The sequence below is a fragment of the Pectinatus cerevisiiphilus genome, assembly GCF_004341685.1.
GTDB classification, from domain to species: domain Bacteria; phylum Bacillota; class Negativicutes; order Selenomonadales; family Selenomonadaceae; genus Pectinatus; species Pectinatus cerevisiiphilus.
Window position 1 is genome coordinate 132,889 of the sequence record NZ_SMAA01000006.1, and the last position, 13,897, is coordinate 146,785.

16 protein-coding genes are annotated in these 13,897 nt (G+C 39.1%); 1 reads left to right on the forward strand and 15 read right to left on the reverse strand.

All coding sequences use genetic code 11. From position 1 onward, the window contains the following. Positions 1 to 7: 7 nt before the first annotated feature. Complete coding sequence (gene ruvX / locus EDC37_RS05590) at positions 8 to 430, forward strand: Holliday junction resolvase RuvX (protein WP_132548784.1); 423 nt, start codon at positions 8 to 10, stop codon at positions 428 to 430. 167 nt (positions 431 to 597) lie between these two features. Here the strand turns inward: ruvX and sdhB are convergent, their stop codons facing one another. The 15 genes from sdhB to EDC37_RS05665 form a co-directional block, all read right to left on the reverse strand. Further along, positions 598 to 1,350 (reverse strand): succinate dehydrogenase iron-sulfur subunit, encoded by a 753-nt coding sequence (gene sdhB, locus EDC37_RS05595; RefSeq protein ID WP_132548786.1) that lies wholly within the window; start codon positions 1,348 to 1,350, stop codon positions 598 to 600. Between the two features lie 5 nt (positions 1,351 to 1,355). Beyond that, positions 1,356 to 3,113 carry a succinate dehydrogenase flavoprotein subunit gene (gene sdhA, locus EDC37_RS05600; protein WP_132548788.1) on the reverse strand — a complete coding sequence of 586 codons (1,758 nt, stop codon included), beginning with the start codon at positions 3,111 to 3,113 and terminating at the stop codon, positions 1,356 to 1,358. A gap of 34 nt (positions 3,114 to 3,147) precedes the next feature. Continuing rightward, a complete protein-coding gene (locus EDC37_RS05605; protein WP_132548790.1) occupies positions 3,148 to 3,768 on the reverse strand; it encodes a succinate dehydrogenase/fumarate reductase transmembrane subunit in 621 nt (206 codons plus the stop codon). 111 nt (positions 3,769 to 3,879) lie between these two features. Next, on the reverse strand, positions 3,880 to 4,437 hold the full coding sequence (locus EDC37_RS05610; protein ID WP_132548792.1) for a Fe-S-containing hydro-lyase: 558 nt from the start codon (positions 4,435 to 4,437) through the stop codon (positions 3,880 to 3,882). Between the two features lie 22 nt (positions 4,438 to 4,459). After that, the gene (locus EDC37_RS05615; RefSeq protein ID WP_132548794.1) at positions 4,460 to 5,302 is read right to left on the reverse strand and encodes a fumarate hydratase; all 843 of its coding nucleotides are present in this window, start codon (positions 5,300 to 5,302) and stop codon (positions 4,460 to 4,462) included. 171 nt (positions 5,303 to 5,473) lie between these two features. Next, positions 5,474 to 5,956 carry a metallophosphoesterase gene (locus tag EDC37_RS05620; protein WP_132548796.1) on the reverse strand — a complete coding sequence of 161 codons (483 nt, stop codon included), beginning with the start codon at positions 5,954 to 5,956 and terminating at the stop codon, positions 5,474 to 5,476. Then, positions 5,953 to 6,549, reverse strand: a complete 597-nt coding sequence (locus tag EDC37_RS05625; RefSeq protein ID WP_132548798.1) for an XTP/dITP diphosphatase — start codon at positions 6,547 to 6,549, stop codon at positions 5,953 to 5,955. The genes EDC37_RS05620 and EDC37_RS05625 overlap by 4 nt, the downstream gene beginning before the upstream one ends. A 3-nt stretch (positions 6,550 to 6,552) precedes the next feature. Next, positions 6,553 to 7,299 (reverse strand): ribonuclease PH, encoded by a 747-nt coding sequence (gene rph / locus EDC37_RS05630; RefSeq protein ID WP_132548800.1) that lies wholly within the window; start codon positions 7,297 to 7,299, stop codon positions 6,553 to 6,555. 30 nt (positions 7,300 to 7,329) lie between these two features. Continuing rightward, positions 7,330 to 8,127: a metallophosphoesterase gene (locus tag EDC37_RS05635; protein ID WP_165874467.1), complete on the reverse strand. Its 798-nt coding sequence runs from the start codon at positions 8,125 to 8,127 to the stop codon at positions 7,330 to 7,332. Positions 8,128 to 8,686: 559 nt separating this feature from the next. Beyond that, entirely contained in the window at positions 8,687 to 9,340 is a 654-nt protein-coding gene (locus tag EDC37_RS05640) for a coenzyme F420-0:L-glutamate ligase (RefSeq protein ID WP_132548804.1), read from the reverse strand. Between the two features lie 24 nt (positions 9,341 to 9,364). Continuing rightward, positions 9,365 to 9,901, reverse strand: a complete 537-nt coding sequence (locus EDC37_RS05645; protein WP_132548806.1) for a hypothetical protein — start codon at positions 9,899 to 9,901, stop codon at positions 9,365 to 9,367. 16 nt (positions 9,902 to 9,917) lie between these two features. After that, positions 9,918 to 10,727: a glutamate racemase gene (gene murI / locus EDC37_RS05650; RefSeq protein WP_132548808.1), complete on the reverse strand. Its 810-nt coding sequence runs from the start codon at positions 10,725 to 10,727 to the stop codon at positions 9,918 to 9,920. A gap of 30 nt (positions 10,728 to 10,757) precedes the next feature. Next, positions 10,758 to 11,165: an acyl-CoA thioesterase gene (locus EDC37_RS05655; protein WP_132548810.1), complete on the reverse strand. Its 408-nt coding sequence runs from the start codon at positions 11,163 to 11,165 to the stop codon at positions 10,758 to 10,760. A 162-nt stretch (positions 11,166 to 11,327) separates the two neighbouring features. After that, positions 11,328 to 12,290: a 6-phosphofructokinase gene (gene pfkA, locus EDC37_RS05660; RefSeq protein WP_132548812.1), complete on the reverse strand. Its 963-nt coding sequence runs from the start codon at positions 12,288 to 12,290 to the stop codon at positions 11,328 to 11,330. 158 nt (positions 12,291 to 12,448) lie between these two features. Beyond that, the gene (locus EDC37_RS05665; RefSeq protein WP_132548814.1) at positions 12,449 to 13,795 is read right to left on the reverse strand and encodes a hemolysin family protein; all 1,347 of its coding nucleotides are present in this window, start codon (positions 13,793 to 13,795) and stop codon (positions 12,449 to 12,451) included. Positions 13,796 to 13,897 lie beyond the last annotated feature (102 nt).

The window sequence follows — 13,897 nt, forward strand, 5'->3', positions numbered from 1 at the left end:
GGATACTATGCGTATCATAGGCCTTGATGTCGGAGATAAAACAATAGGCATAGCTGTCAGTGATGCTTTGATGTTCACTGCACAGGGAATTGAAACAATAAGGCGTGAATCATGGGAAAATGACCTGCGACGCTTACAAGAACTCATAGCAGAGTATGAGATTGAAAGGATAGTCGTGGGACTGCCCCGAAACATGAATGGTACAGAGGGCGAAAGATGCGACATAGTAAGAGAGTTTGCCAAACATCTAAAAGAATCTGTTACTGACAAAGAAATAGTATTTTGGGATGAACGCCTTTCTACAGTAGCTGCAGAACGTTATCTTATTGCGGCTGACGTGAGCAGGGCAAAACGTCGTAAAGTAATTGATAAAATGGCTGCTGTCTTTATATTGCAGGGTTACCTCGACAGTAATCCGCATAAGTTATGATTATAAAAGAGACAGGCTAAATGGTGTTTCCATTTAGCTTGTCTCTTTTATTAGAAGTTATTAAAAACACCTGTAAATCTTTTAATGAAAAGATTTACAGGTGTTTTTTAGTACTAAAATACGATCATTGATCCGTATTTATCTTAGCAGGTTTTGTAAGCAGCTGCTTATTTATCAAAGATATTTTTCAAAGCCTGTTTATTTACATCACGGTTGAGCTGTGCAAGATAAGTAGTCAGTTTGATATTTTTTGGACATACTTGAACACAGTTCTGACTGTTACCGCAGCTTGTGATACCGCCTTTTTCCATTAAGGAATTAAGGCGTTTTTCTTTGTCAAATTTACCAAACGGATGAAGGTTGAACAGATATGCCTGTACAGTTGGTGCAGGGCCGATGAAGTCGGATTGCGGTCCAACATTAGGGCATGCTTCAAGACAGCATCCACAAGTCATACAATGTGCTATTTCATAAGCTGTAGCAGCAGTATAAGGATTTTGGATAGGCGCAGTATTTACTTCCCAGCTTCCGTCGATTTCGATCCAACCCTGTATACGTTTGAGGCTTTCAAACATAACAGAACGGTCAATCTGTAAGTCACGTATTACTGGAAATGTACGGGCAGGAGCAAGATGAATCGGTTGAGGAACATGGTCAACCAGTGTAGCACATGCTTGTCTAGCTTTGCCGTTTATTACCATCATGCAGGCACCGCAAACTTTTTCCAAGCAATTGCATTCCCAAACTACTGGAGTAGTCTTTTTACCGTCTTTGGTTACCGGGTTTTTTTGGATTTCCATTAAAGCCGCGACAACATTTAATGCAGGACGGTATGGTACTAAAAATTCTTCAGTATAAGGTTTGCTGTCAGGACTGTCCTGACGTTCTATAATAAAATGTACTGTTTTCTGTTCTGACATTGTTATTATTTACCTCCCTTAGCAACATCGTAACGACGCGGACGCGGTTTTATCAAGGAGTGGTCAAATTCCCTATAAGTGATTTTCGGTTCATGTGTTTCTGGATCATAAGAAGCAATAGTAGTCTTAAGGAATTTTTCGTCATCACGATTAGGAAATTCTGGTTTATAATGAGCACCGCGGCTTTCATCACGCATACGTGCAGCCTTACAAATAACCATAGCATAAAGAATCATGTTGCGCAGTTGACGAACGAACATGGCTTCTTGGTTAGCCCAATGGCCTTTGTCGTTTACGCCGATGTCACTCCAGCGGGCAAGAATCTTTTTCAATTCACCCATGCAGAAATCAAGTTCTTTGTTGACACGAACAATTGTACAATATCTGTTCATCAAATCGCCTAATTCATGATGCAGCTTATGGGCATTTTCTTTACCATTCATATTGATGATATTTTCAAATTCGTCTACACATTCCTGTTTAGCAGCAGCTAATTGTTCATCAGTTAATTCATCACCGATGTCATCGCTTTCAGACCAGCGAATAGCTTCAGGACCGGAAATGGTACCTGAATATGCAGCTGAAAGAAGTGAATTAGCACCCAAACGGTTTGCACCATGATACTGGTAATCACATTCGCCAGAAGCAAGAAGTGCCGGAATGCTTGTATTATGTTTTGTATCTACCCAGATACCACCCATTGAATAATGGACTGACGGATAAATCTGCATAGGAACTTTACGAGGATCATCGCCAACAAATTCTGAATACATTTCCAGGATACCACCGAGTTTACGTTCGAGGTATTCTGCTGGGATATGGGACAAATCAAGATATACTCTGTTTTCGCCGTTTATGCCCAAGCCCTGATTTACGCAGACATCATAGATGGCACGTGCTGCGATATCACGAGGTACCAGGTTACCATATGCCGGATACATTGTTTCAAGGAAGTACCAAGGTTTACCGTCTTTATATGTCCAAATACGGCCACCTTCGCCACGGCAGGCTTCTGACATAAGACGATTCTTATCAGAACCAGGAATAGCAGTAGGATGGATCTGAATGAATTCACTGTTGCCGATTTCTGCACCCTGCTGATAAACAGCGGATACTGCTGAACCATTGCAAATTGTAGATGCTGTGCAACGACCAAAAATAACACCAGGGCCACCTGTTGCCAAAATGACAGCATCAGCACGAAAAGCTTCAATTTCCATAGAATTCATATTCTGGGCAACAATACCACGACAAACTTTTTTATCATTTTTTATAATTTTAATGAATTCCCAGAATTCATATTTATTTACTTTACCTTTAACTTCCCATTTACGAACTTGTTCATCAAGCGCATAAAGAAGCTGCTGGCCTGTTGTTGAGCCGGCAAATACGGTACGTTTATTTTTTTGTCCACCAAAATTACGAAGATCAAGGGCACCTTCAGCAGTACGGGTAAAAGGAACACCCATACGGTCAAACATTTTTATAAGTTTAGGCGCTGTTTCGCACATGCCTTTTACAGCTGTTTGATCGGCTAAAAAGTCACCGCCGTATACTGTATCATCAAAATGTTCCCAAGTAGTATCGTTTTGGCCTTTTGTATTCATGCAAGCATTAATACCACCCTGTGCGCACAAGGAATGTGAACGCTTTACAGGACAATACGAAAATAATTTTACTTCTCCGCCTGCTTCGCAAATTTTAATAGTTGCCATAAGACCGGATAATCCGCCGCCGACAACAATTATATTCTTTTTACTCACGTAGCTTCTCTCCTTATTTTTAATAAAAACTTAATCAATGCATTTTATATGATGCCATGAATGCAATGGTTGCAAGAGACAATAACACGCATACAAGCATCATTACTCTACCGATAAATGTTTGAATACGCGGACCTTTAGCGATGCCCCATGTCATGCATAAGGTAGTAACACCGTTGCAAAAATGGAATATAGCAGCAATCATGCCAACAAGATAGAGGATAAACCATCCCATATTGTTAAACATTTGATCAAGTAAAGCGTAAGAAATCGGTGTGCCACCGCCTTTAGTGAAAATACGCAGATCAACAACGTGGATAATTAAGAAAACGAAAAGGAAAATAGCTGTCCATCTCTGAAGTGCGAACTGCCAGTTGCGGGCATAACCATATTTTGTAGGATTGTTTCTTGCTTGCAAAGCGATATACAATCCATAAATCATATGGAAAAGGAAAGGAATAGCAAGACCAAAAATTTCGATAACAAGCATGATGTTATGCGGAATCATGGCAATCTTACCAATAGCTTCATTGAATGCTGCCGGTCCTCCGATAGCCTCCGCGTTGGTCAAAACATGTTCTAATAAGAACAATCCCATTGGAACAATCCCGCAAATAGAATGCAGGCGACGAATATAAAATGTTACATGGAACATTATAACCCTCCTATTGTTAATCCCGTTCGGGAAAATTAAAATAAGGAAGCCTCAATAATAATTTTTCGCAGTGAATGCGAATTTATTATTGGAGCTTTCCGAATCTCTAAATTAAAGCTTACGATAAGGTTTTTGACCTATTTCGTAGAAATTATTTCCCTCTGAATCAATAACAACAATAGCAGGGAAATCCACGACAGTAAGTGCAGCAAGTGCTTCTGGACCGAGTTCAGGATAAGCAATTACTTCATATTTTTTTACTGATTTTGCAATGAAAGCAGCAGCACCACCAACTGCGGCAAAATATGTAACACCATTTTTTTTCATTGATTCTATTACTTCTGGAGAACGGGAACCCTTACCGATCATACCCTTAATGCCCTGTTCAAGCATTGTCGGTGTATAAGCATCCATACGGCCTGCTGTTGTAGGACCGCATGAACCGATAGGATCACCTGGTTTTGCCGGTGTAGGGCCAAGATAATATACAATCTGATTATGCCAGTCAATAGGAAGTTTTTCTCCCTTTGCTAAAGTTTCTGTCATTACTTTATGCGCAGCATCACGAGCACTATAAATAGTCCCGCTTATTAAGACGCTGTCACCAGCTCTAAGTTTACGGGATCTTTCTTCTGTCAAAGGTGTCGTAATACGAATTTTTTCAGCCATTATTAACGTTCCTCCCCAATTATTATAATACGCGTTTACTGTGACGTGTCGCATGGCAGCAAATTGTTACAGCAACAGGTAAACCAGCTATATGAGTAGGTCCCCATTCAATGTTAACGGCAAGTGCAGATGTTGTACCACCCAATTGCGGGCCAATACCGGTTTTGTTTACCAAGTCCAAAAGTTCTTTTTCAAGTGCCGCATATTTGGGATGAGCGTTGCGGACAGTAAGTGGACGCAGTAAAGCCCGTTTGGAATAATAAGCAGCCTTATCCATCGTACCGCCAATTCCTACCCCAATAACCATTGGTGGGCACGGATTGCAGCTTGCGTGCAAAATGATTTCCATAACAGCTTTTTTAACACCTTCGACACCATCTGCGGGAACAAGCATTTTTATGCCAGATTTATTTTCACTGCCGAAACCTTTAGGTTCGATTTCGATTTTTAATTTATCACCCGGTACTACTTCTGTATAGATAATTGCTGGGGTATTGTTTTGGGTATTCTTTCTATCAAACAGTGGTTCAGCAACTACTGATTTTCTCAAATATCCTTCTGTATAGCCTTTGGCAACTCCTGCATTGATGGCATCGTTAAGACCGCCGCCTTCAATGTGAAGATCCTGTCCAACTTCAACAAAAACGATTGTCATGCCTGTATCCTGACAAATAGGACGATCTTCAGTTTTGGCAATTTCAGCATTTTTGATGATTTGGTCCAGAACATCCCGGCCTACAGGAGATTCTTCAGTTTCTCTACCTTTCTTTAATGCTTCATAAACATCTTCAGGCAAATAGTAAGCAGCTTCTTTACACATCTGTGCAACTTCTTGTGTAATTTGTTCTACCTGTATAGTACGCATATAAACCCTCCTAGAATATAATGTCCCCAATGAAGTAAATGTTATCACATTTTTAAAATGCTTTCAAGCCTTTAACGGCAAGTAATTGCAGATTATAAAAGGTGAAACGGATTCATTTTCTCTTTTACAATATTTATAAACTGTCTGATCAGTTATAAATTTAAAATATTGTTAGATTGTATACCTGTTTACTTGGAATAAATTTTTATCTACAGAAAAATTTATAATTGCAAAACTGCCTTCTTTGCCATCGCGTGGTAAAGAAACACTACCAGGGTTTAAAAATAATCTGCCTTCTTGGTATTCTTCAAGATAGATATGACTGTGCCCAAAGATAATTATATCTGCGCAATTTTTTTGCGCCAACTCACGTAAATAATCTATACCCCATTTTACCTGATACTTATGCCCATGCGTGAGCCAAATCTTTTTTCCTTCTACCATGAAAAATTCGTCTTCTGCAACCTCAGTATTATTCCAGTCACCATTGCCAGCCACTTTCATAACAGGAACAGACGTAATTTTTTCCAGATATACGGCATCTTGTACATAATCTCCTGCATGCAGCCATAAATCTACATGTGGAGCTTTTTCCACGGCTTTTTTCACAGCAATGGTGTTGCCATGGCTGTCGCTCATAACACCCATTATCATGACAGATATTCAGCAAGTAATTTTTTCATCTTTTTTACTGCCTTTCCCCTATGGCTTATTACGTTCTTTTCTGCCAGAGAAATTTCTGCCATACTCTTTTGTCCGCCACAAACATAAAAATAGGGATCATAGCCGAAACCGTTATCACCTCTCGGCTGGATTTTGATTATTCCCTCACATGTTCCTTCACTTTGCAATATTTCACCGTTTACATCAAAAAAAGCAAGAACACATTTATAGCGCGCAGGTGATGAAGAAGAACCTGTTTTTTTCATTTCATTAAGTAATTTATTATTATTTTCTGCATCGCTGGCATGTGTGCCAGCAAATCTGGCTGAATAAATACCAGGCTGTTTGTCAAGTACATCTACTTCTAAACCAGAATCATCAGCAAGACAAGCCATTCCTGTGAGCCTTGCATAAAATGCTGCCTTTATACGTGCGTTTTCTGCAAAAGTTTGGCCGCTTTCGACGGCACTTGGTAATTCACCAAATTCAGAAAGTGCCCTAACGATTATAGGAAGTCCGTCAAATGCCGCTTCCATCTCTTTTACTTTTCCCTTGTTTTTTGTAGCGATAATAATTGTTTTCATTATTTATGGCTCTCTGCCTATCCTCCATCCAAGTCTGTTTCCTAAAATATTTTTTTGGTATGAAATTAATTTATTGATACCATTTTCAGCTTTTTCCAGCAGGGCATTGAGTTGCTGCCTGGAGAAAGGATGTTCTTCCCCTGTACCTTGTATTTCCACAAACTCACCATTGCCCGTCATGACAACATTCATATCAACGACTGCATGACTATCTTCCGCATAACAGAGATCTAAAATTACATCATCTTTATTTATTACGCCTACACTGGTAGCAGCTAAAAAATCTTTTACGGGAAATATACAGTGTGGATCGTAAATACTTTCCATGGCATCGACAAGTGCGATAAAAGCGCCCGTAATAGCGGCAGTGCGTGTACCACCGTCTGCCTGAATGACGTCGCAGTCAATAATTATGTTTTTTTCACCGAGTGCTTTTAAATCCATTATACTGCGTAAGCTTCTGCCGATAAGGCGTTGTATTTCCTGTGTACGGCCGCTTATTCTGCCGCGTACGGATTCTCTGGCCACCCGTGTTTGCGTAGAACCGGGAAGAAGTGAATATTCGGCTGACAGCCAGCCTGTTCCTGTGCCCTTTAGAAATTTAGGGACTTGTTGTATTATTGAAGCTGAACAAATGACCTTTGTATCACCTAGTTCGATCAAAACGGAACCAGCTGGATTTTTCAAATAGTGTCTTGTAATTTTTACATGGCGAAGCTCATTTTCACTTCGCCCGTCAAATCTTTCCATGAAGAGCCCCCTAGAATTTTTAAATAAAGTTCAAACAATTGTAAAAAGAGTTATTTCTGGTGGGCAGCCCAGCCTGAATGGGAACCAGCTGCCAGCGCCTGTACTTACATAACCGTAGGAGCCATTATTGACAAACATACCTCTTACGTATTTAAAGCCTGGAAAAAGTGGATAGCCAAAGAGGCCGAATTGTCCGCCATGTGTATGGCCGGTGAGTGCTAAATTTATATTATTAGCAAAAGCATTGTCAATAAAATCAGAGTGGTGTGCCAATAATATTTTGAGTGAATCCTGCGGTACACCAACAAGTGCCTTTTCCATATATTCTGTGCCCAATTGTGTAAAATGGGTACGGTCACGTGGATAATCAACGCCAATCAAGGTCAATTTATCTTTACCATTTTCTATAGTAATGTTTTGATTTTCGAGAACATGAATATCTGTCTTTGCCAGGCTATTTCTGATAACATCCATGTTGCGCATATATTCATGATTTCCCCAGCAATAATAAATACCATGTTTAAAACTATTACAATACTGGCCAATAAGGGCAATGGATTTTTCGTTTGTATTATCGTCATCGAAAATATCACCAGTAACAGCCAATATATCAGGTTCCAATGCAACCAGCCGTTCCATCGTTGTTTTTAATTTGGCAAGGGAGAAATAACTGCCCATGTGGACATCTGTCAAATGCGCTATCTTTAGGCCCTTCCATGTACTAGCCGCAGCTATGGGGATATTATATTTATTCAATATAATATGATTTTTTTCTATGAAACTGCCATATAAAACAATTCCTTCAACAGGAATAAGAGCTGATTTCATTAAAAAATTTCGCCTTGATTTGTTGACAGGTTTGGTAATAAAAGCAGCATACAATCTGCTGATACCATTGAAGATCAGCATGGCAGCGGTAAAAAATAATTCAGATACAAATATTATTATAATAAGCTGCTGAAATGCTGACCAGGTAGCTGTCTCATTTTGTATGAACTTACTGAAAAAAAGCAGTAGCAATAAAAAAACATTAAAAAGGAAAATTTTTAAGCAGATATGCCTTTTGATAAATTTGGGAAAAAGCTGCCTAAAAAATATGGCAAACAATATAGAAGCGATAATTAACGTAGAAAATACACAGGTTAAAAAGATTGTAAACATACAGCTTCTCCCCTCTCTGATTTGGACGTTTCCGGACAAATAGACGAATGAAAATTACAATTGAGCCAGCCTTTAATTGTATTATAATTATTTGGTCAGTGCGCATAATTTTCTTGTACTGTAAATGCTTTTAGGTTAAACAGCATAACAATTTATTATAACACAAAATATGTAAATTACGAAAGAAAAGCGTCGGACAAATTGTTCTTTTGCCACGACGCTTTTCTTACTTTTGCTGATATTGTTTAAAATTTTTAATTATGACGATTGGTGTTTTCTGTGAAGCATTGCCAAAAGGATTATTAAGTAACAACTTGGCTACCTTGTCACCATCTACATTTTTGGTAATGCCGACGATGCGTGATCTTTTCAAATCATTGACATCGGCGATAACTGCACCAAAACACTTAAGTCTTTCCTTAAGCCTTTTTACAACTTCATTCGGTTCATCAGGACCGTAAACTATACATTTATCAAAAGGAGGCATAGTGCCCGTAACATCATCGATAAGTGCGGCTTGTTCACCACCCCATTTATAAAAACAACCACTCTTGCCAAATAACTTAGCTATAAAACCGAAAAATAAGGCGGATGCCACTTTCCATTTTCCCTCAACATCCATTAATGACTGCATGCCGTGTGGACTGGCCAAACTGCCATAATCTGGAATAAAGCGGCAACAGAAAAGAGCGGTTTTGGATATTTTCAAATCTTCCGGTCTCACAAATCTTCCCTGCGTTATAGCCACGACACTTTCCGCTACAGAGATAACATCATTTTCTGTGATTTTCCCTTTCGTGTAATTTTCTATAGTATCAATAATATCATCTTTTTCCGTCAGTATTCTTGTCGGAACAGAGATTATTTCCACTTCGCTCATTAGTATCAATCCTCCATAGTAATATCAGTTGATAAGTTCTATGTTCAATAAAGAAGCAATTTCTTTTGCTGGCAGGACAAGACGCTTTTTCGACAAAGAAGCTTCATGGCGCGCCGTATGCTGATAAACAACATCAACAGGGATATCAACTGTATGCTCTAGAGTTTTCTTTATATCACCAGCGTTTCTGTCTGTAAGTTCGATTTTTATTACTATTTCAATTTTCTCATGTTTTTGGATTAATACTGCCTCGAAATAATCGTCATCACGTGGCACTCCCGCTAGCTGGGCCTTTCCTCTAACTTCAACTTTATCAAATTGTTCATATGGTAATTGTGAACGTACAAAACAGTCCATTATTGTAGCACATTGTTTGCCTATATTTGCCACCTCAAATGTAGTAGTAAATATAACGCGGCTTTTTTCTGCTTCCGCCAAAACGAAAGGCGTATGTTTCTCAAGATAAAATTTTATATCAGCATCACCGATTCTTTTCCAGGACAGATAAATTAAACCGATGATAATGATTAAAGCAACTAAAATGATGCCTAAAATTTGCATTGATTTACCTCCAAAATCAATTAAACCTATCTAAATCTATATTATTAATAAATGGGTTATCTATGCCCATGACGATCTTTACCATATGGGCAGCATGGTCAGGTGCAGACGAGAAAAAAAACTCCATGCGGCCCCCGGTTTTAGCAGGATTCAGCATGTTGTTTTTTTGCATGACACTTACAGCTTTTTCTATAGTGCTAACGGCAGGATCAATTAATTTTATACCGACTTCAATATGTTTAGAGAGAATGTCCTTGATAATAGGATAATGCGTGCAGCCCAAAATCAGTGATTCGATATTTTTACCAGTGAAATTTTGCATATAATATGCTGCTGCGTTTTCTAAAATAAGATCATTGATATGCCCGCTTTCAATGAGGGTAACAAATTGGGGACAGGCAACTGCGTAGATTTTTATGTCCTTATCAATCTTCGCCGCCATATCAGCATGGAATCTTTTTTTTACCGTAGCTTCAGTTGCTATGACGCCAATTGTCTTATGGGGAGAAAGTGATGCCGCTTCAGCTACTGCTGTACTCATAGGAACTAAAGGATAAACAGTGTTGCCGATAGCTTTCTCATATCCCCATGAAGTCATAGTATTGCAGGCAAAAATAGCCAGCTTCACTTTTTTTGTTGTAAAGAAATTTAAAAACTGGCCCATAAATTTTATTATTTCTTGTGGTTCACGGGGACCGTACGGCATACGTTTCATATCGCCCACATAAAGGATGTTTTCACCTGGTAAAATTTTATGCAGCTGCCTTGCGACAGTCAAACCACCTGAACCGGAATCAAATACACCAATTGGTGCGTGAGATTGCATTTAATCCTCTCCCTAACATTAGTATGATTTTTACTTCAATGCTTGCTGTAATTTAATGTAATATTTATCGGGCAAGCGGGTAATTTTTCCACTTGCTTTATGGGTGAAAACATTTTGCGTATAACCTTTTACCAAAAGCGTATTGTCTTTATTTCGAATGATTTCGTAATTAAATTCCATTTTAGCTTTTGTGAGAGCGACAGGAAGTGTTTTGATAGATAATATATCATCATAGTGACCAGCTGATATATATTTTGCCCTTACATTTGTTATAGGGAACACATATCCATCATCCATCATTTCTGTAAGAGTTATACCAGCTTTACGTAAAAAATCAACGCGGCCTATTTCAAACCATTTTATATAATTGGCATGATGTACAACTGCCATAGCATCCGTATCAAAAAAGTTGACGCGATGAGTAATTGTCGTTATCATCTTGATTCCCTCCCTTACCATTTAAAAATATAATAGTCTGAAGTAAGGTAAATACAAAATACATTTCTCTATATCAATATCACATATTATACAGAAAGAAAAGCTATTTATCTTTTACATTGAAAAACCGATATGACAAAGTCATACCGGCTTTTCACAACTTTAAGCTAAAACACGCGCCAGACGGACAAGTTCCGGATCAAGCGTTTTAGTATTATTGACTGAATCAAATAAGTCAATGCTGACGACCTTGCCGGAGTTAAAACCAAATACTACATTAGAAACACCAGAAATGACGGCAAGTGCTGCCCGTTCACCGAGAATACTGGCCTTTAGCCTGTCTTCAACACTTGGTGAGCCACCTCTTTGGATATGTCCCAAAACAGATACGCGTGTATCAATTCCAGTTTTTGTTCCAATTTGTTTACCAATTTCAATACCGCTTCCGGCACCTTCAGCAACAACAATTATGCTGTAACGGCGGCCAGAGGTATAGGATTTCTTTAGGTCTTGGCACATCTGGTCAATATTGAATTTTGCTTCCGGCACCAAGATATATTCGGCGCCTCCGGCTATACCAGACATCATAGCCAACCAACCGGATTTGCGGCCCATAACTTCTATAACAATTATGCGGCGATGTGATGATGCCGTATCACGAAGCTTGTTTATAGCATCAAGAATGGTATTCACTGCTGTGTCAGCACCAATTGTATAATCAGTTCCCCAAACATCGTTGTCAATAGTTCCAGGAAGACCGACAATAGGCATTCCACCAAGCTTGCTCAGTAGTGCACCGCCTGTAAGACTGCCATCCCCGCCTATTATGACTAATCCTTCGATATTATGGCTTTTTAAATTTGCCAATGCCTTTTTGCGCCCTGCTTCTGTTCTAAACTCATCGCTTCGCGCAGTTCCAAGGAAAGTGCCGCCACGTTGTATGATATCACTAACACTGCGGGAAGTAAGTTCATGGATGTCATCTTCAATCATTCCCTGATAGCCATTATAAATTCCCCATACTTTAACACCCTCAAAAACGGCAGTACGAACAACCGCTCTGGTTGCTGCATTCATTCCCGGACTGTCACCGCCACTGGTCAATACCGCAATGGATTTTAACATTTTCCCACTCTCCCATCAATTATTAATAAAGACATAATAAGCAAATATAATAGCTTCTCTTGAACTGAAGCTAGTTTCCCTGAAACCAGACTCTATTATTTTAGATAATTACAAAGCAAAAGTAAAGTATTTTTTCAAAAAGCGGCCTAGTACCCACCTTAGAGTTTCTCCTGTTGAACCTTTATTTCATCGGGTTCTTCACTTAATTCGGTGCCAATTTTTACAAGGACACGTATAATACGTATATTTTCTACTTCTTCGACAAAGAAAGCATTGACACCAAATGTGGTTTTTTGGCCTACGCGAGGCGGTGTATCAACTCGTGTAGCTAACCAGCCGCCAACAGTATCGATGTTTTCGGCATCTATTTTTACCTGTAGAATATCATCAAGTTCTGTGAGCAGCATTCGCCCGTCTACAGAATAAAGACGATCTCCCCTTTTTTCTATGAAAGGGCGTTCTTCATCAAATTCGTCTTGTATTTCACCGACGATTTCTTCAATTATATCTTCTATTGTTACCATGCCTGCTGTTCCGCCATATTCGTCAACGACAATGGCCAATTGTACGCGATGCTGTTGCATGGTATGCAATAAATTGCTGATCGGCATTGTTTCCGGTACAAAGGGGACAGGACGTATAAAGGATAACAGCTCAGGCTTTTTGCCAATATATAAAGAACGAAGTAAGTCTTTAATATGCAGAAAACCAACTATGTTATCCTTATCTTCTCTACAGATAGGATAACGTGTTAAATGCTGTTCCAACGCAGTTTTTATATTTACGTCCGCTGAATCTTCGAGATAAAGGCAAATCATATCGGTACGCGGAATCATTATTTCACGTACATTCCTATCAGCGAAATCAAATACATTATCAACAAAAGTCAGTTCCGTTTTATCAATATAACCGTGTTTATGGCTTTCTTCCATCAAAATACGTATTTCGTCTTCTGTGTGTGCCACATCCTCTTCAGCTGCCGGTTCAAACCCCAGACGTCTTATAACCCAGTTGGCTACATGGTTCAAAAGCCATACAGCGGGGTACATGACCCTGTGAAAAATAAACATTGGTAACGCTATTCCCATTATTACCGGTTCTACTTTATGGATAGCCATTGATTTTGGTGCCAATTCACCTAAAATAATATGAAACGCAGTTATAAGGATAAAGCCTACTAAAAGCGAAACTGAATGACTGATAGTCGGACTGAGGTTAAATAACTTTAAAAGAGGTTCTAACAGCGCAGAAACTGTCGGTTCCCCCACCCAGCCAAGACCAAGGGAAGCAAGCGTTATTCCCAGCTGTGTAACGGACAGGGAAGCATCCATATGGTCTGTCAGCATTTTTGCGTAACGAGCCCGTTTGTTCCCTTGTTGAATTAAAATGTCCAATTTTGTTGCTCTGACTTTTACTATAGCAAATTCGGCAGCAACAAAAAATCCATTCATAAATATTAAAAGAAAGACCAGTAAAAACTTCAGGAAAATAGAAAAAATATCCAATAAGTACCTGCGTGCGCAGGTATTCACCTCCAAAATTATATGCTGAATATGCCAATATACACCTTCTTATATAGTTCAAAACAGAAAGTGGAAAATCCTGCT

Excerpts from the sequence above, each read along its gene's own strand:
- ruvX (WP_132548784.1), top strand. The coding sequence starts at position 8 with ATGCGTATCATAGGCCTTGATGTCGGAGATAAAACAATAGGCATAGCT.
- sdhB (WP_132548786.1), bottom strand. The coding sequence starts at position 1,350 with ATGTCAGAACAGAAAACAGTACATTTTATTATAGAACGTCAGGACAGT.
- EDC37_RS05605 (WP_132548790.1), bottom strand. The coding sequence starts at position 3,768 with ATGTTCCATGTAACATTTTATATTCGTCGCCTGCATTCTATTTGCGGG.
- EDC37_RS05610 (WP_132548792.1), bottom strand. The coding sequence starts at position 4,437 with ATGGCTGAAAAAATTCGTATTACGACACCTTTGACAGAAGAAAGATCC.
- EDC37_RS05615 (WP_132548794.1), bottom strand. The coding sequence starts at position 5,302 with ATGCGTACTATACAGGTAGAACAAATTACACAAGAAGTTGCACAGATG.
- EDC37_RS05620 (WP_132548796.1), bottom strand. The coding sequence starts at position 5,956 with ATGATAATGGGTGTTATGAGCGACAGCCATGGCAACACCATTGCTGTG.
- EDC37_RS05625 (WP_132548798.1), bottom strand. The coding sequence starts at position 6,549 with ATGAAAACAATTATTATCGCTACAAAAAACAAGGGAAAAGTAAAAGAG.
- rph (WP_132548800.1), bottom strand. The coding sequence starts at position 7,299 with ATGGAAAGATTTGACGGGCGAAGTGAAAATGAGCTTCGCCATGTAAAA.
- EDC37_RS05635 (WP_165874467.1), bottom strand. The coding sequence starts at position 8,127 with ATGAAATCAGCTCTTATTCCTGTTGAAGGAATTGTTTTATATGGCAGT.
- EDC37_RS05640 (WP_132548804.1), bottom strand. The coding sequence starts at position 9,340 with ATGAGCGAAGTGGAAATAATCTCTGTTCCGACAAGAATACTGACGGAA.
- EDC37_RS05645 (WP_132548806.1), bottom strand. The coding sequence starts at position 9,901 with ATGCAAATTTTAGGCATCATTTTAGTTGCTTTAATCATTATCATCGGT.
- murI (WP_132548808.1), bottom strand. The coding sequence starts at position 10,727 with ATGCAATCTCACGCACCAATTGGTGTATTTGATTCCGGTTCAGGTGGT.
- EDC37_RS05655 (WP_132548810.1), bottom strand. The coding sequence starts at position 11,165 with ATGATAACGACAATTACTCATCGCGTCAACTTTTTTGATACGGATGCT.
- pfkA (WP_132548812.1), bottom strand. The coding sequence starts at position 12,290 with ATGTTAAAATCCATTGCGGTATTGACCAGTGGCGGTGACAGTCCGGGA.